Source organism: Clostridium gelidum (assembly GCF_019977655.1).
Classification (GTDB): domain Bacteria; phylum Bacillota; class Clostridia; order Clostridiales; family Clostridiaceae; genus Clostridium; species Clostridium gelidum.
On record NZ_AP024849.1, the window covers coordinates 1,398,511 to 1,419,159 of the forward strand.

Here is a 20,649-nt window from a genome sequence, read left to right on the forward strand (position 1 = left end):
TACATAGGGGGTATGTTAATATCATGAAAAAAATCAAAAAGATTATTTCATTAATACTGTCTGTTACAATACTTTCTTCATTTATTTTAATTGAGAAGCCTACAATTGTTAAAGCCTCAGAAGTAAACGTTAACTTTGTGAAAGGTGCAGATGTAGGCTGGCTGCCACAGATGGAAGAAAGCGGGTTTGTTTTTAAAGATGACAATGGGAATACGGAGGATTGCCTAAAGAATCTAAAGGATCACGGTATTGATTCAATAAGGTTAAGAACCTGGGTTAATCCATCAGATGATCCTCAAAGTGGCCATTGTAGTACTGAAGAAACCGTTAACATGGCTGTGCGTGCAAAAAATATGGGGTTCAAGATTATGCTTGATTTTCATTACAGCGATAGTTGGGCGGACCCAGGTAAACAAATTATTCCTGAAGCTTGGAAAAATGATGACTTGGAACAGATGAAAACCCATTTGTATAACTACACATATGACGTCATGACAAAGCTGAAAGATGCAGGTGTGACTCCAGAATGGGTACAGGTAGGAAATGAAATTAATCCAGGAATGCTGCTTCCTATGGGTAGTCTTAGTAACCCAAGTAATTTGGTGGAGTTGATAAACTCAGGCTATGATGCAGTTAAGATTGTCAGCCCAACATCAAAAGTTATTATTCATAGAGCAAATGGGTATGACAATGCTAATTTTAGAAATCTTTTTGATAAACTTAAAGCAAACGGTGCAAAATACGATGTAATAGGTGTTTCATATTATCCTGAAGGAGACTATACATCATCAATTTATGCTCTTGGGAATAACTTAAATGATATGGCTTCTAGGTATGGAAAAGAAGTAATGGTAGTAGAGGTCGGTGCAGATTGTTCTATTGACGATATAAACGTTCACAATATGCTTATAGCGGTTCAAAACAAAGTATTGGAAGTTCCAAATGATAAGGGAATAGGAGTGTTTTATTGGGAGCCACAAGGTGCTAAGAGCTGGAGTGGATACAGCCTATCTGCATGGAATGGCAATGATGGAAAGTCGACTGATGGACAGCCAACTAAAGCTCTTGATGCCTTTTTACCTGGGGAAGTAGAATTGAACCCTTACCCGGTAACTGGAATATCCCTTGATAAGGAAACCGTAACTGTGGAAGTTGGAAATACAGTAAATGCAAATTCAACTCTTACACCATCAAATTCCACATATAAAGGTGTTATTTTTTCATCGTCAGATGCAAGCATAGCAAAGGTAAATTCTTCAAATGGAATAATAACAGGTATGGTACCAGGTGCTGCGACTATAACTGCAACTAGCTACGATCAACATAAAACGGCTACCTGTCAGGTGACAGTAGTTGCAAGTACAAACCCTATTACAAATCCTAGCTTTGAGTTAAATGGAGAAAGCTGGAATGTGACTGGAGATACTACTTCAGTCAATTTTGAAAATGATTCTTATAAAGGAGTGCAAGCACTTCATTATTATAATGGAAATTTTGAAGCTTCACAGGAAATAACCGATTTGGAAAACGGCTCATATAAGTTATTCGCATGGACTTCTGGTGGAGGCGGAGAAAAGGTCTCAGAGATTTTTGCGTTAAATGGAGATGGACAAAGAGTCTCAAGTACATTCACTAATTCAGGTTGGCATGTCTGGAGCAAAACTACAATCAGTAACGTAGAGGTAACTAATGGGACACTTACCATTGGTGTCAAAGTGGAAGTGAAGGGAAATGAAGGCCAGTGGGGGAATATTGATGATTTCATGTTGACTAAGAATGAGGACACGTCTTTGAAGGACTTACAAGTAAACGGTGTTACAGTTAAGGGATTTGATACTGATGTAACCAGTTACGATGTAGCTATGCTTGCGGGAACTACTGAGGTGCCAACGGTAACGGCTACAGCAATGAATTCTTCTGTAACTGCAGAGGTGACACCAACAGTTGCTTTGCCAGGACATACAACAGTAACTGTAACAAACGGTTCTGCAATAAAAACTTATGTAATAAACTTCACAGTAGAAGCCGGTAACCCTGTTCAGAATTCAGGGTTTGAATCAAGTTTCGATAACTGGACAATATCTGATTCTAATGCTGTAAGCCTCAGTAATGACAGGCGTTCGGAATTAAAAGCATTAGGCTACTATAAAGCCACAGCTTTTGAACTGACAGCATCACAAAAAATAACAGGTCTGAAAAACGGAGTTTATAGTATGTCAGCCTGGTCTCAAGGAGCTTTGGACAGCTGTACCAACCAAATATTCGCAGAAAATTCAAATGGTAATCGATTGTCAGCTGACATCAAAAATACGGGTTGGGCGGTATGGTCTCAGGCAATAATTAAGGATATTATCGTCACAGACGGAACTTTGACTATTGGTTCATATTTAAATGCTCCAGGTGGATACTGGGGATCTTATGATGATTTTGAACTTATACAGACAAGTACGGTAATTAATGAAGTATCAGCAATTAACAGTGTTGTAACAACACCAGCAAGTGTAACTTTAGTGATAGGTAAAACTAAGCAATTAAGTGCAAAAGTGGATGCAGAAGAAGGAGCGGATGAAACAGTAAGTTGGTCAAGTAATGACACAAGCAACAGGGTAGCAGTTGATGAAAATGGACTTGTAAGCGTAGCGAAAGATGCAGCATTAGGTGATTACGAAATTAAAGCAACTTCAAAAGTAGATGAAAGTAAATTTGGAATTACAACAATTAAAGTAGTGAGCGAGTCAGATAAAGAAAATTCCGAATCAGGTAATTCAGATGCAGAAAGATTAATCATAACAAATCAGCCATATAGTTTATCACTAACAAATGGACAAACAGCTAGATTTGAGATTGAAGTAACTGGAAGAGCACCGTTTAATTATCAATGGCAAAAAAATGATAGAGATTTAGGAGACGGTGAAAAAGTAACTGGATCTAATGGATCAATATTGAAAATAGAACGTGTGGTGAAAAGTGATGAAGGAGAGTATAGCTGTATTATAACAGATGGAATTGGAAATGTAACAACAAGCAGTGCTGTTACATTAAGTGTAAAATCAGAATCAAGCAGTGGAGGATCTAGCACAAGTTCAAATACAACATCTAATGATACTGGTGCAACAGCTAGCAATAATAGTGTAGCTAATATACCATATATTAAACCAGCAGTAATAGCTAATGTAACAAGGGAAGAAGCAAAAGCTATTGAAACAAAATTAATAACTAATGTAAGTACTGTCTTAGGTGAAGGAACAACAGCTCAACAAACTAAGGAATTAGTGGCATCAGATGGTACTAAACTTTCTTTAACTCCAATAGTTAAGGGAGGAAATAAAATAGGAGCAATTATAACAACAGAAACATCAAGTAATGGAGCTACTATTCCTATAGATAAAGATGCAGGTGAAGTTGTAGCAGTCTACAAATATTTACCTTTACTAGACAAGTATATAAAATTATCAGATGGAGTTGCTATAGGAACTAATACAATTACTTTACCAACTCAAGCAAATGCAACTTATATTGCATCAACTTCTGAAATTCCAGCAACGGAAACTATAGCACAAGGTTGGACTAAAGTAGATAATAATTGGTACATGGTTAATGCCACTGGAGACCCACAAGTAGGTTGGCAAAAAGATAATGTAGGATGGGCTTATTTATCTCCAACAAATGGAGTTATGCAAACCGATTGGAGATTAGATGAAGGCAAATGGTACTATCTAAAAGATAATGGATACATGGCGAGTGGTTGGATAAAAGATAGAGAAACTTGGTACTACTGTAATGAAGATGGATCAATGGCGGCTAATACAACAATAGATGGGTATCAATTAGGCTCAAATGGAGAATGGATAGGTTAGTAGTAAAATTCAGAGTAAATAGGAAAATTGTCAAGTTAAAGTGCATAAACAGCAAAGTTAACAGTTGAACTTATTAATTTAAGTATAGAAGCTATAACTAAGGAAAGATTTAAAGCAGATAATAGTGCAGAAAAATTATTTCTTGTTGCAAACAATGTAAACTAAACTGTAACTTCAATGAAAGCATATTCTTAAAGATTAACTTATAAGGATAGTAGAGACAAATAAAATATCTACTATCCTTATTTTGTTGTAAAAATAACATGTTTTATAAAAAACATAGAGTATGTTACAAAATATATTTTGCTAAGAAAATAAATTTAAAGCAAAATAATTAATAAAATTAACAAAATGCATGTAATAATATGGTAATATATAATATATAGAAATAATATATGGAATGGAGTTGTTAGTTAATGGGATTTTTTAAGAAAGATGAAATTGAAGGAAAAGAAGTACATGTAGTTAATGAAATCAAAACTGAAACAAAAGAAATTGAAAAGAGTGTTTTTAGAAAAAAGAATTTAGTGCTTTTTGATGTTGATACAATTGAATATGTAATTGATAATTTTCCAGCAATGTCTGTTGAAATTCAAAATGGTCTGAATAATTTAGCAAATATATTAGAAGATACAATAGACTATATAGAAGATAAATCAAGTGAAATAATTAAGAAAAATAGAGATTTCAAACTTAGTAAAGATCATAGAGATACTTCTATATCCATATATGATGTTGTAGAAACTTTAGGCGAATACGTGAAATGGATGCAGGATGAGTATGAAAAGAACATACAAAATAAAGAAGCTAAGCTTAATGAAATAAATAAAGAACCAGAAATTAAAATTCAAGAAAAAAATGAAGACGTAAGCAATGAAATAATTAATGAAGAAGAAATAGAAATATATAAAGACTTCTCACTAAAAGAACCTAAAGCGTTTAAATTGGATACCAATCTAGTAACAGTTGAAGATTGGGATGATTTACTTGTAAAAACAGCAGAAGTTTTAACAAAGCAATATAGAGAAAACAAAAATAGTAATAAGGTTATTAAAGAAATTAAATCAATACAAAAGAAGTCGATTCAAAATTCTTTTAGGGATACGGTTATAGAAATGCTTATTGAATACAAGATAAGTCCTGAGGATTTTAAGATTATAATTAAATAATAAAAATGATTAAATCAACTTTAAATGTAATATGAATTTGCATATAGGGTTGATTTTTTGTATATTTGAATAATAAATATATAAAAATAATTTCTAAAGAAATATGTAGAAATTATTGCGAAAGATATTGACAATAAATATTATACAAAGTACAATAAAGACATAAAAGGTTGTATTAAATTGAATTTTGATAAATTCAATAAAAGGTATGTATACTAAATACATAAAAAGCTTAAAATAACTAAAGAAATAAACTATAATTAGTTTAATTACAGATAAAATGGAGGAATGAAAGATGAAAATAGTAGATAACAATGAATTTAGAAGTGAAATAGAAAGTGGAATTACAGTTGTAGATTTCTTTGCAACTTGGTGCGGACCTTGTAAGATGTTAGCGCCAGTTCTTGAAGGATTATCGGGTGAAATGGAAGGAAAGGCTAATTTTATAAAAGTTGATATAGATCAAAGTTTAGATTTAGCAAATGAATTTAAAATTGCAAGTGTACCAACAATGCTTATTTTTAAAGATGGTCAAAAAGTAGAACAACTTGTAGGCTTTTTACCAAAAGAAAAAATTCAGCAAGCAATTGAAGCTAATTTATAGAATATATTCTTTAAATATAAAAACATAGTACATAAATAGTGCTATGTTTTTATTATAAGAATATATATTGAGTACAATTAAATTTTTATAAATACAAGAGCTTCCTTAATTACAATTATTAAAGCAAACTTAAATAAATTATGTGAGGAGATACAAAGATGAATTTTTATGATTTTTCAGCAAAAAAAATGAATGGGCAAGAAATCAAAATGGAAGAATATAAAGGGAAAGTAGTTTTAGTAGTAAATACTGCAAGCAAATGTGGATTAACTCCACAATTTGAAGACTTAGAAAAACTTTATAAAGAATATAAAGCGCAAGGATTAGATATCTTAGGATTTCCTTGTAATCAATTTGCAAGTCAAGACCCATCAAGTAATGAAGAAATACACTCATTTTGTTTATTAAATTATGGTGTTACTTTTACTATGTTTGAAAAAATTGATGTAAATGGGGATAATGCACATCCTTTATATAAATTTTTGAAGAATGAAGAAAAAGGATTATTTAGTAAAGAAATAAAATGGAATTTTACTAAATTTCTAATTAATAAAGAAGGTGAAGTGGTAAAAAGATATTCACCTACAACAAAGCCACTAAAGATAAAAGATGATATTTTGAAATTATTGAATTATTAAATTATAATATATATGTTGTAGAAAAGAATATATATTATAATACAAATTAGTAATAAAATTTTCAATTGGAAATTTATATTCAAATAGATATAGTTAAGGTACATTCAAAAAGTATTGGAGGAAATTAATATGAGTGAAAGATATGATATTGCAATAATAGGAAGTGGTCCTGCAGGTTTATCGGCTGCATTAAATGCAAAAATAAGAAAGAAGAAATTTATAATATTTGGTAATAAGGAACTTACTGCAAAGCTTTCAAAGGCTCATGAAATAAATAATTATTTGGGCTTCTATAAAAAAAGTGGTAAAGAAATACAAGAAGAGTTCAATAATCATTTGAAGGAAATGGATATAAGTATAACAGAAGAAAAAATTAATAATATTTATGCAATGGGCGAATACTTTGGATTAATGGTAAATGAAAAGATGTATGAAGCTACGTCTGTAATATTGGCTACTGGAGTCCAACATGGAAAATTATTTGATGGGGAAGAAAGATTACTTGGAAAAGGTGTAGGATATTGTGCAACTTGTGATGCTCCTTTATATAAAAATAAAGTAGTTACAATAATATCATACAATAAGCATGAAGAGGAAGAGGCTAATTTCATTGCTACGATAGCATCTAAAGTTTATTATATTCCTATGTATAAAGAAGAGGTCAGCGTAGATTCTTCTATTGAAATCATAAATGATATTCCAGTTGAAATTATTGGAGAAGATAAAGTCAGTAAACTAAAGCTTAAAAATTCAGAGATTGATACCGATGGTATTTTTATATTAAGAGATAGTATTTCTCCAGGACAATTGGTACCAGGACTTAAAATAGTAGATAACCATATTGAAGTAGATAGATTAATGAAAACAAATATAAATGGATGCTTTGCAGCAGGGGATGTCATCGGAAAGCCATATCAATATATAAAAGCAGCTGGAGAAGGGAATATAGCAAGTTTATCAGCAGCGAGTTATGTTGATTCTATTTCTAAAAAGTAAATTATATTAAGTAGTTCCTTAAGAATGATTTTGTATGAATAACTTACTCTGAGAGAATGAAAGAAGTGGAGTTTGGTTAATTAAGAAGGCTTTTTTAGATTGACATATATAAGTAAGAAAGTTAAACTTAATTATATTTATTGAAATTAAATTTATATAAATCAGAATAGATATAGGAGAAAAAATTATGGATAAATATGAAAGCATTAAATTAGATAATCAACTATGTTTCTCTTTATATGCAACATCAAGAGAAATAATAAAATTGTATAAGCCTTTTCTTGATAAGTTTAATCTTACGTATACACAATACGTTGCAATGCTCGTACTTTGGGAAGATGAAAAAAGCACAGTTAAAGAGATAGGCAAAAGATTACATTTAGATTCAGGGACATTAACTCCATTGTTAAAGAAGATAGAATGCATGGGGTTAATAAAAAGGTATAGAGATGTAAATGATGATAGAGTGGTAATAGTTGAATTAACGCAGCAAGGAAGGTTTTTAAAGGATGAGGTGACAGAAGTACCTCATCAAATGGCATGTAAGATAAATATTACCATGGAAAGAGCTATGGAATTAAAAAGAGATTTGGATGAATTACTAAATAGTTTGTAATAATAAAAATCCTTTGATTTATTATGGCGGAGGAGAAATTTAATATGAAAGATATAATTAATAAATTACAAGGAAATGAATTTTTTAATAATCACACTGATGAAGAAATTGAAAAGTTAATTTCTAGTATTGGATATTCAGTGAAAGCATATAGAAAGGGAGAGGTCATTGCAAATGAAGAAGATGTGTGCAATAATTTAGGATTCGTTTTAGATGGAGCAATTGAAATTCAAAGAATATATCTTAGTGGAAAACAAATTACTTTAAAGCGATTAAGTAATGGAGATGTATTTGGGGAAGCTTTAATATTTTCAAAGAAATCTAAATATCCATCAACTGTTATAGCATTTAATGACTGTAATATTCTTTATATAAGTAGATCAGATATACTGAAGCTATGTACAATGGATGAACGAGTACTTGGGAATTTTATGTCAGCATTAAGTAATAAGATACTAATGCTAAATTCTAAAATCAAAAGTATTGCATTCAAAAGCATTAAGCATAAGGTAATAAATTATATATTAGAACAAGCAAAGGCGCAAAAAAGTGAAACAATAAACTTAAAAGAAAGTAAAGAAGAAATTGCTTCTGCAATGGGAATTCCTAGACCATCCCTATCAAGAGAATTAATGAATCTTAGAGATTTAAACTATATTGAATTTGATAGAAATGTAATTAAAATTTTAAAAATTGAAGAATTGGAAGAAGAATTGTTTGACTAAAGTACATGAAAGAAAATAACAGACTAATATGCATGGATAGTGGTCTGATAATTTCTTTTATGCGTTTAATATAAGCTTAAAAGTATTGATAATTTGGAGTAGAAATTCATGTCTTTAGAGATAAAGAAGAAGTTACCACACCGTGATTTTAATCACGGTGTTTTAGTTTTAAGTAAAGTATAATTTGAGTATATTAATGATATCGTAAACAGGAAAGGAGAATTTATAATATGTTTTGTGAAGAATTTAACAGTGTGGTTATGGCAGCAAAAGCAAAGGTTAACTTATTAAAAACAAATAGACTTGGGTATTTTGTAAGCTCTATGCTTGCAGGACTCTATGTGGGAATGGGAATTATGCTTATATTTACAATTGGAGGGTTACTGAATAGTAGTGGTTCGCCTGCTACAAAAATTGTAATGGGAGCATCCTTTGGCATAGCGCTTAGCTTAGTTATTATGGCAGGATCAGAACTTTTTACAGGGAATAATTTTGTTATGACAGCTGCATCGTTAAGCGGTGAAGTAAAGTGGAAAGATACTTTTAAGATTTGGATCGTTTGTTTTATAGGTAATTTACTTGGATCAATTATTGCAGGATATATGTTTTATGCAACTGGACTTTCAGCAGGACCAGTTGGGGAATTTATTGCAAAAACTTCAGCAACTAAGATGAGCATTCCATTTTTGCCATTATTAATGCGTGGAATATTTTGTAACATATTAGTGTGTTTAGCTACTTGGTGTAGTTTTAAATTAAAAAGTGAATCTGGTAAACTTATTATAATTTTTTGGTGTTTATTTGCATTTATAACAGCTGGATTTGAGCATAGCGTTGCTAATATGACTCTTTTAACAATTGGATTACTTAATCCAGGTGCAGCAAGTGTAAGTATAATAGGATATGTATATAACATAGGAGTAGTAACGCTTGGGAATATGATTGGTGGAACTATATTTTTAGCATTACCTTATTATATAATCTCAAAAAAGAAGTAAAGAAGTAAGAGAATGGGATATAAATTAATTAAAAAAAGTATATATCTATTGTATTTTATAATCTACAATTCACAGTAAAGTATCTAAAATTCCTATCATTAATTGATAATTGAACATTAAGGATTACAACATATATAATTAAAAAGAATTTATTTTAAAAATAGTATGTAACAAATGGTACATACTATTTTTCTATTTCAATATAAAATAAGTTTATAAGGTGAGTGATTAACAAGCCTAAAGAAATTACATAGTTAAAAAATAAATTTCAATAAATATATGTGTGGAGGAGATTTAATATGGATAATAAAATGTTTTGTTTTCAATGTCAAGAAGCAGCAGGGTGTACAGGCTGTACTGTAAAGGGAGTTTGTGGAAAAACTCCAGACCTAGCAAAAATGCAAGACTTATTAATATATACAACTAGAGGTTTATCAGAAGTAGCAACAAAGGCTAGAGAAGAAGGAATAGAAGTATCACAAGCTATTAACACTATGGTAACAATGAACCTTTTCACTACTATAACTAATGCTAATTTTGATAAAGAAGTATTTTATGGTAGAGTGAAAGAAACTTTAAATATAAAAGAAGAATTATTAGCAAAATTAAGCAATAAAGAATTAAGTTCAGCTGCATTATATAATGTTACAGACAGAGCAGAAATGGAAGCTAAAGCAGAAACGGTTGGAGTATTAGCTACTGAAAATGAAGATATTAGAAGTTTAAGAGAACTTATTACTTACGGATTAAAGGGATTATCTGCATATATGAAACATGCAAATGCTTTAGGATATGAAGATGAAGCAATATGTGCTTTCATGCAAAAAGCATTATCGTTAACTGCTGATAATAGCGTTACACTAGATGAATATATAGGATTAACTTTAGAAACAGGAAAATTTGGTGTTGATGGAATGGCTATATTAGATAAAGCTAATACTGAAACATACGGTAATCCAGAAATAACTAAGGTTAATATAGGAGTTAAAACAAATCCAGGAATATTAATTTCAGGACATGATTTAAAAGATTTAGAACAATTATTAATTCAAACTGAAGGAACAGGGATAGATATTTATACTCACTCTGAAATGTTACCAGCTCACTACTATCCAAACTTAAAGAAATATTCACACTTAGTTGGTAATTACGGAAATGCATGGTGGAAACAACCAGAAGAATTTGAAAGCTTTAATGGACCAATACTTATGACTACCAACTGTATAGTTCCTCCAAGAGATAGTTATAAGAGTAGATTATACACTACAGGATCATCAGGATATGAAGGATGTACTCATATTACAGCTGATGAAAATGGAAAGAAAGATTTTTCGATAATTATTGAACAAGCTAAAAAATGTGTTGCTCCAATTCAAATAGAAGAAGGAGAAATCGTTGGTGGATTTGCTCATAATCAAGTATTAGCACTTGCTGATAAAATAGTTGATGCAGTAAAAACTGGTGCTATAAAGAAATTCTTTGTTATGGCAGGATGTGATGGTAGACAAAAATCTAGATCATATTACACAAATTTTGCAGAATCACTTCCAAAAGATACTGTTATAATGACAGCTGGTTGTGCAAAATATAGATATAACAAATTAGATTTAGGAGATATCGGTGGAATTCCTAGAGTTTTAGATGCAGGACAATGTAATGATTCTTATTCATTAGCAGTAATTGCATTAAAACTTAAAGAAGTATTTGAACTTGAAGACATAAATGAATTACCAATAGCATTTAATATTGCATGGTATGAACAAAAAGCAGTAATAGTTCTTTTATCACTATTACACTTAGGAGTAAAGAATATTCATTTAGGACCAACACTTCCAGCATTCCTTTCACCAAATGTAGTTAATGTTTTAGTAGAAAACTTTGGTATTGGTGGAATTACAACTGTAGAAGATGATATAGAAATGTTCTTAAACTAATATAGATAACCACAGTGGAACCCATACTTATGCCTACATCCGCCGAAATTGAATACATATTTATTCCGTAGGACTGTGAAAATTTCGCTGGAAGCATCTAAATGGAAGGTTGCCCCCATTTATGCATGCTCCAAATATACATTGGGACAAGCATAAATGGAACAACCTTCCATTAAGAAGCTTCAGCAGCTTATTTTCAATGCCTACTTCACAAATATGTATCCAATTTCTCTGTTTGGATATGCTCTTAAGTATGGTAATTATTGAATTTAATACCTAGTATAAATACAACTTGAGTTGTGGTTATCTATACTAACATTAAAAATAAAACATCAAGAATTTATAGAGATTATAAATTCTTGATGTTTTTTTGTATATATGATGTGATTTTCAATTATCAATGTTTAATTATCAATTCTCAATTAATGATGATAATTTTAGAAAATTTGCTGTGAATTGTAGATTGTAAAATACAATATATATATAATTAATAGTGAAAAGGTGATATAATCAATATAGATTGATAATAATTATCAATTAATAGAGAAAGGATTTTAATATATATTATGAATAAGAATAATTTTATTTCTAAATGGAAGAAGTTTACTGGAAATGAATTTTTGAAATATGTAGGACCAGGAATTTTGGTTACAGTAGGATTTATTGATCCAGGTAACTGGGCATCCAATATTGCAGCGGGATCTACTTATGGTTATAAATTACTTTGGATTGTTACATTATCAACAATAATGCTTATATTGCTACAGCATAATGCGGCACATTTAGGTATAGTCACTGGGCTTTGTATTTCAGAAGCAATAAATAAACATATGAAACCATCTATTGGAAAAGTAGTAACAGGAACAGCTGTACTTGCAGCTATAGGGACGGCAATGGCAGAAATATTGGGTGCAGCTATAGCGCTAAAAATGTTATTTCATATACCTATAAAAATAGGTGCTTCAGCATCATCAATATTAATCATATTTATGTTATTTACAAATTCATATAGACGGATAGAAAAAATTATTATAGGATTTGTATCGATAATAGGACTATCATTTATATTTGAAACAGCACTTGTAAATGTTAATTGGGGCGAGGCAGCGAAAAGTTTAGTGATTCCTAATATTCCAAGTGGTTCATTGCCAATAATAATGAGTGTTTTAGGTGCCGTTGTTATGCCACATAATTTATTTTTACATTCTGAAGTAATTCAAAGCAGAAAATGGAATTTAAAAGATAAAACAATAATTGAAAAGCAATTAAAATATGAATTTATGGATACTATGTTATCAATGATAATAGGTTTTGTCATAAATAGTGCAATGATATTAGTGGCAGTGACATTTTTTGATAATGGTATTAATGTAACAGAAGTTGAACAAGCTCAAATAATGTTACAACCTCTACTTGGAAGCAGTTCATCATTAATATTTGCAATAGCACTATTGTTTGCTGGAATAGCATCATGCATTACAGCAGGAATGGCAGGCGGATCAATATTTGCGGGATTATTTGCTGAAGAATATGATATAAATAATAAACATAGTAAAATAGGTGTTTTAATTACTATTTTATTTGCTTTATTAATAATATTTTTTATTGATAATCCATTTAATGGGCTAATATATTCTCAAATGTTATTAAGTGTACAACTTCCTATAACTATCTTTAGCCAATTATATTTAACATCATCAGAAAAAGTTATGGGACAATACAAAAATACACTAACAGAAAATATTATACTTTGGATTATTGGTGGTATTGTTGCAGTATTAAATATTATGTTATTAATAAGCATTCTTTAGAGTATATATTGTAATTAGTTTTCTACAATTTCAGTACTAATTATTAAAAAAATCACGTAGGATTTTATCCTAAATGGGTCACAGACTACCTATAAAGAGCATAAATTGTACATTGTTAATTGCAATATATATAAGTGTTAAAGAAGCAAATGAAAAACTTGTTTTGAAATAAGGCACATGAAAATAAATAACAAGTCCAAAGTTGCCATGAATATTTTTCATCAAGCAAGGAGACGAATTACCCTTATAGTGGGACTATTAGGGCAATTTGCCGACGTAGCATGATGGAAAATAAGCTGGCAAATGGACTTGTTATTTTTTTGATTGTGCCTAATATAAATAAAACCTTTATGCATAATTTAAAGTTGTAATATGCATAAAGGTTTTTTGATTATGATTAATTTAAAAATAAAAGAAATTATATAGATTATGTTCAAATTTTAATTTAAATAGTTATAAAAATATGATAAAGAAAAATGTCGAAAAATAAATTTATATGAAAAATAAATGAAAACGATTAATAGAAAATAAACATATTTACATTAGATATCAATGGATATATAATCTGTATTGTTGTAATCACATACAATAGAAGGTGATTATAAACCTTTAAGATATTTGCATATATTAATGAATAAAGATTAATTGTTTTTAAAACAATATGGAGGAATAAATATGTTTAAAAAAATTCAATCACTATTGATTGGAAGGGCTCTTAAGACAACAGAATTAGCTGGCGAAAAATTTAATGTTCTTTGGGGCTTGCCAATATTATCAAGTGATGCTATTTCTTCCGTAGCTTATGCTAGTGAAGAAATATTATTAGTACTTGTACCTGCAATTGGAATGCGTGCATATGGATCAATGATCGAGATCGCAATTGCAATTTCAGTGTTATTATTTATACTCGTATTTTCATATAAACAAATAATTGATTCTTATCCTCATGGTGGAGGATCATATATTGTTGCTAGCGATAATATAGGTAAATTACCAGGACTAGTAGCAGCAGCATCTTTAATGATAGACTATGTTTTAACTGTTGCAGTTAGTACTTGCGCAGGAGCAGCAGCAATAACATCAGCAATTCCAGTACTTTTACCACATAAAGCGTTAATAGCTATTTTAGTAATAGGGTTGATAACACTCGGAAACTTAAGAGGTACAAAAGACTCAGCTAAGTTATTTGGAATACCAACATATTTATTTATATTATCTATAATAATAATGATAGTAACAGGAATTTTTAAGGTTTTAGTTTTAAAAGTAACTCCAGTAGAGTTGTATCAATTAAATGACTCTACACAGGATTTGACTATATTGTTATTTTTGAAAGCTTTTTCTTCAGGATGTACAGCATTAACTGGTATTGAAGCAGTAAGTGATGGAATTCCTAATTTTAAAAATCCAGCTCAAAAAAATGCTAAAACAGTATTGGTTTTGTTAGCATGTATTGTCTTTGTAATATTTGGCGGAATATCATACTTATCAACAATGTATACAGCAATACCTGGTAAGGATATTACAGTAATAGCACAAATAGCTATTCAAGTTTTTGGACAAAATAGTTTAATGTTTTTTGCTGTACAAGCTACAACTGCTATTATTCTTACTCTTGCAGCAAATACAGCATTTTCAGATTTACCTTTGTTATTATCAATACTCGCAAAAGATGGATATGTACCAAGACAACTTAGCACTAGAGGAACTAGATTAAGTTTTTCAAATGGTATAGTATTATTATTTTTAGCAGCATCATTATTGGTATATATGGTTAATGGTAGTACACATCTGTTATTATCACTATATGCAGTAGGTGTTTTCTTATCATTTACATTGTCTCAATTTGGAATGTTTAAGAAATGGACAAAAAGTAAAGAAGGAAATTGGAAACATAAGGCTTTTATAAATGGTTTAGGAGCAACTGTTACAGCAGCAACATGTATAATAATAGGAGTAGAGAAATTTACACATGGAGCATGGATTGTACTTATATGTATACCACTACTTGTAACAGCAATGCTAAGAATTAGAAAGCATTATACTAAAGTAAGAGAAAATTTAGTGATAGATGTAGAAGTAGAAGGTTTAATTGTAAGAGAAGCTATAACTAAACATGTTATTGTACCAGTACAAACAATAAATAAATCTTTTATAAAGACGTTAAATTATGCTTTGACAATTGGCGATAATATAGAAGTTTATCATGTGAGCACAGATGAGGAACAAACAAAGAAATTAATAGAAAAGTTTGCAACACTTAAAATTGCTGCACATCTTATAATTGAAAATGCACCTTATAGAAATGTTAATGAAAAATTAGTTTCTTATGTAGATGAAAAACATAAACAATTAAAAACACATGAAGTAATTACAATAGTTATGCCTCAATTCATTATACATAAATGGTGGCATCAAGTTCTTCACAATCAAACATCTGTATTTTTAAGAAGATCTATATTGAAAATGAGAAATGTAATAATAATAACTGTACCTTATATAATTAATGAATAATTTATAGAAAATAGTTAAAATAAGAGTATCAAGGACGATTAGAAAATCATTTCTTAATACTCTTATTTTTAATTATCTAAAAATATATTTTTTATGTACTTTATCTATATATTATTTTCAGAGAAAACTAAATCAACATCATCTAAAGGAACAACTTTAGTTTTATGTTTAATTTTATAACCGACATATAATCCAATGAATAATGGAATTCCTATATAAGAAGCAATTAAACCTTGCCAATCAATTCCATCAGGTTTTATGCATGAGTATCCTTGACCTATTATTATTATTAAACACATTAATAATGCTAGTATAGGTCCAAATGGATAGAATAGAGCTTTGTATTTTAAATCTTTTAAATTTTTACCTTGATAAATAAATGCTTTTCTAAATCTATAGTGACATAATGCTATACCTACCCAAGCTATAAATCCAGCAAGACCAGATGCAGCAATTAGCCAAACGTAAACTGTACTTTCTGCAAACATACCAGTTAAAAAGCAAGCTGAAGCAATTATAGTAGTTGCAATTACAGCATTTACAGGTACACCTCTTTTATTAGTTTTAGCAAACATTTGAGGAGCCATACCTTCTTTAGCCATTGAAAATAACATTCTGCTTGATGCATACATACCAGAGTTACCAGCAGATAATACAGAAGTTAATATAATTGCATTCATCAATGATGCAGCACCTGCTATTCCAGCTCTTTCAAATACCATTGTAAATGGACTTGTTGAAACGCCGGCTTCTGTAAATGGTATTATAGCACCTAAGACAATTATTGTACCTAAGTAAAATATTATTATTCTCCAAAATATTGATTTTATAGCTTTTGGTATAGTTTTTTCGGGATTTTCGCTTTCACCAGCAGCAACTCCTATAAGTTCAGTTCCTTGAAATGAGAAACCGGCAATTAAAAATATAGCAAATATAGATTTAATACCTCCATGAAATGGTCCATCAGCTATAAAGTAGTTATGAAATCCTACACTGCTCCCACCCATTATACCTAAAATCATTAAAACACCTATTGCTAAAAATACAAGAACTGTAACTACTTTAATTCCAGCAAACCAGTATTCTGTTTCGCCATATGCTTTTGAAGATAAGACATTTAAACCTACTATTATTATTAAAAATATTATACTCCAGAAGAATCCATTCACGTTAGGGAACCAATACTTCATAATTAAAGAACCTGCAACCATTTCAGCTGCTATTGTTATAGCCCAGTTATACCAATAATTCCAACCAAGAGCAAATCCAAGAGCTGGATCAATAAATTTATTAGCATATGTACTGAAAGAACCAGAGATTGGCATATAAGTTGCCATTTCCCCCAAACTAGTTATTAAAAAGTACACCATAATACCTACTAATGTATAAGCTACTAATGCACCTCCAGGTCCAGCTTGATTTAGGGTATCACCCATTGCAAGAAATATACCTGTACCAATTGAACCACCTAAAGCTATCATGTTTAAGTGTCTTGCTTTTAAACCTCTTTTTAATTCGTTGTTTTGTTCATCCATTGCGTTTACTCTCCTTATGATATTAGAATACATAAGCAAGCAACTAAGATAATGAATAAAGATTTACACAATAAAAAAATGCCATGAAAGCATATTCATGACATAAATACGAAGTTGCATATTGAAATAATATAAAAAATCGCATATATTTCCATTGAAAATAGCTCTCCACAAATTGAATTGTGACAGTTATATGCATATTTTACATAAAACCAGTAAATAATATTAAAGCAATTTATTATTTACTTCGGCGAAAGTTCCTTTCATATTAATTGGTTATGCTTAAATCCATAATATTACTCTTAAATTTCGCGCCTCTATCTTAGTTATCTACCTATTAAATTATATCTAATTATCTAATAAAATTAAAAATAAGTCAATATTTTTAATATTTTATATTAAAAATTAAAATTTGATATATTTATACTCTTAATATAGGTGCTGTTTTGTTGGGGAATTATCAATAATTTAAAAAAAGAAATGATAAAACGTTTATAAAACAAATGAAAAGTTTTGTAATTGACAATAATATATGCTGAGGGTATAATTCAGTATATAAATAATTGTTATTGACAATGGCGTCAACTTTAGTAAGGAAAGTTGGCTTATTTTTTTAGCAATAAGAATTTAAGGGGGACTAAGTTATGAAAAGATTAAAAAACATAATTGCAGTGGCTTTATGTGTTGCAACTATTGGTGTATTAAGTGGTTGTGGTTCAAAAAGCGGAGGGGATGATAAAGTGTTACGCGTAGGCACAGAAGGGGCATCTGCACCATTTAATTGGACGCAAACTGATAATTCAAACAATGCAATTCAGATTAATGGTGGCAATGAATATGCAAACGGGTATGATTTAATGATTGCTCAAAAGGTTGCAGATAAAATTGGATATAAACTAGAAGTACATAAAATGGACTTTGATGGATTAATTCCAGGTGTAACTTCTGGAAAAATTGATGTTGCAATTGCACAAATGAGTATTACAAAAGAGCGTATGCAAAGTGTAGATTTTTCAGATCCATATTACAAAGCTAGTATAGTAGCACTTACTAAGAAGGGGACTCCTTATGAGAATGCTAAAAGTGTTGCTGATTTAAAGGGCGCTATTTGCTCGTCTCAGTTAAGTACAGTTTGGTATGATATGTTAAAGCAAATTCCAGATGCTAATATTAAACCAGCTATGGATACTGTACCTTCTTTAATAGTTGCACTTTCATCTGGTAAAGTAAATGTTGTTACAATGGATAAACCAACAGCTATGGCAGCAGTTCATTCAAATCCAGATTTAGTTATGATAAATCCTGAAGGAGATAAGGGATTTAAGGCTTCTGATGAAGATGTAAATATTGGTATTGCTCTTAAAAAAGGAAATAAAGAATTAACTGATAAGATTAATAAAGCAATTTCAGAAATTTCAGAAGAAGATCGTAATAAGATGATGGAAGAGGCTATTAAAGTGCAACCATTATCAAAATAGTAATAAGGAGGTTTGTATTATAAACCTCCTTATTTTAAGGCACAATAAAAAAGTCAGTATACTAGTATATTGTCTTTGCAGTGATTAAAATATATTTTTTGTGAGGTGGAAAAGATATGACATCAAATGCGCCAGTTGGATTTTTTCAATGGGTATGGTTTATTTTACAACATTATGGAAATCTATTTATACAAGGAGCATTTTATACACTTTTAATTGCAATAGTTGGTACAATAGTTGGATGTATTATAGGATTTTTAGTAGGTATAGTAAAAACTATAGAAATAGATTCAGAAGCAAATATAATCCATAAAGTTCTATTAAAATGCTCAAAAATGATTTTATCTGCTTATGTTGAATTTTTTAGGGGAACCCCTATGATTGTGCAAGCTATGGTTATATTCTATGGTGCTATGGAAGCATTTGCAATTGATTTATCTCCATTAGCAGCAGGATTAATAGTTGTTTCAATTAATACAGGTGCTTATATGGCAGAAACTGTACGTGGAGGGATTTTATCTGTTGATTCAGGGCAAACAGAAGGAGCAAAGGCAATTGGAATGACACATTTTCAAACAATGATATATATAGTGCTTCCGCAAACATTACGAAACATAATGCCTCAGATAGGTAATAATCTAATTATCAATATTAAGGATACATCTGTATTAAATGTAATATCTGTAACAGAATTATTCTTTGTAGGTAAATCAGCATCTGGAGCTTATTATAAATATTTTGAAGTGTTTTTTATTATCTGTATGATTTATTTTGTTATAAATCTTATAATTTCTAGATTATTACGTTTTATAGAAAATAAAATGGATGGGCCTGACAGTTATAAATTGGAGAATAATGACTATATGTCAGGAGATATAACTGAAAACAGATAAGCATATTAAAAAAATAACAAGTCAAAATGCTAGTTATTTTCTTTCATATGCCTAAATTATAAAAGTGAAGGTGTGAAAATAAAATGGAAGCTGCTGCAAAAATGAATATTGATGGTTCTATATTGGAAATTTGCCATTTAGGAAAGACTTTTGGGAATAACCAAGTATTAAAAGATATTGATTTTAATATAAAGCAAGGAGATGTAGTTTGTATTATTGGTGCATCAGGATCGGGAAAATCAACTCTTCTTAGATGTATAAATATGTTAGAAACTCCTACTTCAGGCGAGGTACTACACAATAAAGAGAATATACTAAATAAACGCAAAGAAATAACAAGCTACAGGGCAAAAGTTGGCATGGTATTTCAACAATTTAATCTGTTTAATAATATGACAGTGATTGAAAATTGTATGATTGGAGTTATTAAAGTTCTAAAAAAAGATAAAGAATATGCTAAAGATATTTCTATGAGATATTTAAAAAAAGTAGGGATGGCACCTTACATTAATGCTAAGCCACATCAACTTTCAGGAGGACAAAAACAACGTGTTGCTATTGCTCGTGCACTTGCAATGGAACCAGAAGTGCTTTTATTTGATGAACCAACTAGTGCTTTAGATCCTGAAATGGTAGGAGAAGTTTTAGAGGTTATGCGTGCACTTGCTAAAGAAGGTATGACTATGATTATAGTTACTCATGAAATGGCTTTTGCAAGAGATGTATCTACTAGAACTGTATTCATGGAAAATGGGGTTATTGTAGAAGATGATATTCCAGATGTTATCTTCAATAATCCTAAAAATAAGCGTACACGCGAATTTTTAGCTAGATTTATGGAACATTAAAATAAAATGATAAAGGAAGAGGCAATAAGTATA

The 20,649-nt window shown here is 30.1% G+C and carries 15 protein-coding genes and 1 riboswitch; of the genes, 14 read left to right on the top strand and 1 reads right to left on the bottom strand.

What is annotated here, in order from left to right; translation table 11 throughout:
• The first annotated feature begins 23 nt into the window (after positions 1–23).
• From psyc5s11_RS06300 to psyc5s11_RS06350, 11 genes are all read left to right on the top strand, one after another.
• Positions 24–3,857, top strand: coding sequence for a glycosyl hydrolase 53 family protein (locus psyc5s11_RS06300; RefSeq protein ID WP_224036769.1), 3,834 nt, complete (start codon positions 24–26; stop codon positions 3,855–3,857).
• Between the two features lie 416 nt (positions 3,858–4,273).
• On the top strand, positions 4,274–5,026 hold the full coding sequence (locus psyc5s11_RS06305) for a hypothetical protein (protein ID WP_224036770.1): 753 nt from the start codon (positions 4,274–4,276) through the stop codon (positions 5,024–5,026).
• A gap of 295 nt (positions 5,027–5,321) precedes the next feature.
• A complete protein-coding gene (gene trxA, locus psyc5s11_RS06310; RefSeq protein WP_224036771.1) occupies positions 5,322–5,630 on the top strand; it encodes a thioredoxin in 309 nt (102 codons plus the stop codon).
• Between the two features lie 158 nt (positions 5,631–5,788).
• The gene (locus psyc5s11_RS06315) at positions 5,789–6,268 is read left to right on the top strand and encodes a glutathione peroxidase (protein WP_224036772.1); all 480 of its coding nucleotides are present in this window, start codon (positions 5,789–5,791) and stop codon (positions 6,266–6,268) included.
• A gap of 129 nt (positions 6,269–6,397) precedes the next feature.
• On the top strand, positions 6,398–7,264 hold the full coding sequence (locus psyc5s11_RS06320) for an NAD(P)/FAD-dependent oxidoreductase (RefSeq protein ID WP_224036773.1): 867 nt from the start codon (positions 6,398–6,400) through the stop codon (positions 7,262–7,264).
• A gap of 187 nt (positions 7,265–7,451) precedes the next feature.
• Positions 7,452–7,880 carry a MarR family winged helix-turn-helix transcriptional regulator gene (locus psyc5s11_RS06325; protein WP_224036774.1) on the top strand — a complete coding sequence of 143 codons (429 nt, stop codon included), beginning with the start codon at positions 7,452–7,454 and terminating at the stop codon, positions 7,878–7,880.
• 44 nt (positions 7,881–7,924) lie between these two features.
• Complete coding sequence (locus psyc5s11_RS06330; protein WP_224036775.1) at positions 7,925–8,605, top strand: Crp/Fnr family transcriptional regulator; 681 nt, start codon at positions 7,925–7,927, stop codon at positions 8,603–8,605.
• 230 nt (positions 8,606–8,835) lie between these two features.
• A complete protein-coding gene (locus psyc5s11_RS06335) occupies positions 8,836–9,603 on the top strand; it encodes a formate/nitrite transporter family protein (protein ID WP_224036776.1) in 768 nt (255 codons plus the stop codon).
• A 299-nt stretch (positions 9,604–9,902) separates the two neighbouring features.
• Positions 9,903–11,537, top strand: a complete 1,635-nt coding sequence (gene hcp, locus psyc5s11_RS06340; RefSeq protein ID WP_224036777.1) for a hydroxylamine reductase — start codon at positions 9,903–9,905, stop codon at positions 11,535–11,537.
• 566 nt (positions 11,538–12,103) lie between these two features.
• The gene (locus psyc5s11_RS06345; RefSeq protein ID WP_224036778.1) at positions 12,104–13,348 is read left to right on the top strand and encodes an Nramp family divalent metal transporter; all 1,245 of its coding nucleotides are present in this window, start codon (positions 12,104–12,106) and stop codon (positions 13,346–13,348) included.
• A gap of 675 nt (positions 13,349–14,023) precedes the next feature.
• The gene (locus tag psyc5s11_RS06350; protein ID WP_224036779.1) at positions 14,024–15,862 is read left to right on the top strand and encodes an APC family permease; all 1,839 of its coding nucleotides are present in this window, start codon (positions 14,024–14,026) and stop codon (positions 15,860–15,862) included.
• 104 nt (positions 15,863–15,966) lie between these two features.
• Here psyc5s11_RS06350 and psyc5s11_RS06355 read toward each other — a convergent pair whose 3' ends face one another.
• Complete coding sequence (locus psyc5s11_RS06355) at positions 15,967–17,397, bottom strand: amino acid permease (protein ID WP_224036780.1); 1,431 nt, start codon at positions 17,395–17,397, stop codon at positions 15,967–15,969.
• Between the two features lie 153 nt (positions 17,398–17,550).
• Positions 17,551–17,725: riboswitch (Lysine riboswitch) on the bottom strand.
• Between the two features lie 316 nt (positions 17,726–18,041).
• On the opposite strand from psyc5s11_RS06355, the gene psyc5s11_RS06360 reads away from it, so the two are divergent.
• From psyc5s11_RS06360 to psyc5s11_RS06370, 3 genes are all read left to right on the top strand, one after another.
• Positions 18,042–18,875 carry a transporter substrate-binding domain-containing protein gene (locus psyc5s11_RS06360; RefSeq protein ID WP_224036781.1) on the top strand — a complete coding sequence of 278 codons (834 nt, stop codon included), beginning with the start codon at positions 18,042–18,044 and terminating at the stop codon, positions 18,873–18,875.
• A gap of 116 nt (positions 18,876–18,991) precedes the next feature.
• On the top strand, positions 18,992–19,768 hold the full coding sequence (locus tag psyc5s11_RS06365; RefSeq protein WP_224036782.1) for an amino acid ABC transporter permease: 777 nt from the start codon (positions 18,992–18,994) through the stop codon (positions 19,766–19,768).
• 83 nt (positions 19,769–19,851) lie between these two features.
• On the top strand, positions 19,852–20,616 hold the full coding sequence (locus psyc5s11_RS06370) for an amino acid ABC transporter ATP-binding protein (protein WP_311196413.1): 765 nt from the start codon (positions 19,852–19,854) through the stop codon (positions 20,614–20,616).
• Positions 20,617–20,649: the final 33 nt, after the last annotated feature.

Excerpts from the sequence above, each read along its gene's own strand:
- psyc5s11_RS06365 (WP_224036782.1), top strand. The coding sequence starts at position 18,992 with ATGACATCAAATGCGCCAGTTGGATTTTTTCAATGGGTATGGTTTATT.
- psyc5s11_RS06330 (WP_224036775.1), top strand. The coding sequence starts at position 7,925 with ATGAAAGATATAATTAATAAATTACAAGGAAATGAATTTTTTAATAAT.
- psyc5s11_RS06360 (WP_224036781.1), top strand. The coding sequence starts at position 18,042 with ATGAAAAGATTAAAAAACATAATTGCAGTGGCTTTATGTGTTGCAACT.
- psyc5s11_RS06305 (WP_224036770.1), top strand. The coding sequence starts at position 4,274 with ATGGGATTTTTTAAGAAAGATGAAATTGAAGGAAAAGAAGTACATGTA.
- psyc5s11_RS06345 (WP_224036778.1), top strand. The coding sequence starts at position 12,104 with ATGAATAAGAATAATTTTATTTCTAAATGGAAGAAGTTTACTGGAAAT.
- psyc5s11_RS06315 (WP_224036772.1), top strand. The coding sequence starts at position 5,789 with ATGAATTTTTATGATTTTTCAGCAAAAAAAATGAATGGGCAAGAAATC.
- psyc5s11_RS06300 (WP_224036769.1), top strand. The coding sequence starts at position 24 with ATGAAAAAAATCAAAAAGATTATTTCATTAATACTGTCTGTTACAATA.
- psyc5s11_RS06370 (WP_311196413.1), top strand. The coding sequence starts at position 19,852 with ATGGAAGCTGCTGCAAAAATGAATATTGATGGTTCTATATTGGAAATT.
- psyc5s11_RS06335 (WP_224036776.1), top strand. The coding sequence starts at position 8,836 with ATGTTTTGTGAAGAATTTAACAGTGTGGTTATGGCAGCAAAAGCAAAG.
- psyc5s11_RS06355 (WP_224036780.1), bottom strand. The coding sequence starts at position 17,397 with ATGGATGAACAAAACAACGAATTAAAAAGAGGTTTAAAAGCAAGACAC.
- psyc5s11_RS06325 (WP_224036774.1), top strand. The coding sequence starts at position 7,452 with ATGGATAAATATGAAAGCATTAAATTAGATAATCAACTATGTTTCTCT.
- psyc5s11_RS06350 (WP_224036779.1), top strand. The coding sequence starts at position 14,024 with ATGTTTAAAAAAATTCAATCACTATTGATTGGAAGGGCTCTTAAGACA.
- trxA (WP_224036771.1), top strand. The coding sequence starts at position 5,322 with ATGAAAATAGTAGATAACAATGAATTTAGAAGTGAAATAGAAAGTGGA.
- psyc5s11_RS06320 (WP_224036773.1), top strand. The coding sequence starts at position 6,398 with ATGAGTGAAAGATATGATATTGCAATAATAGGAAGTGGTCCTGCAGGT.
- hcp (WP_224036777.1), top strand. The coding sequence starts at position 9,903 with ATGGATAATAAAATGTTTTGTTTTCAATGTCAAGAAGCAGCAGGGTGT.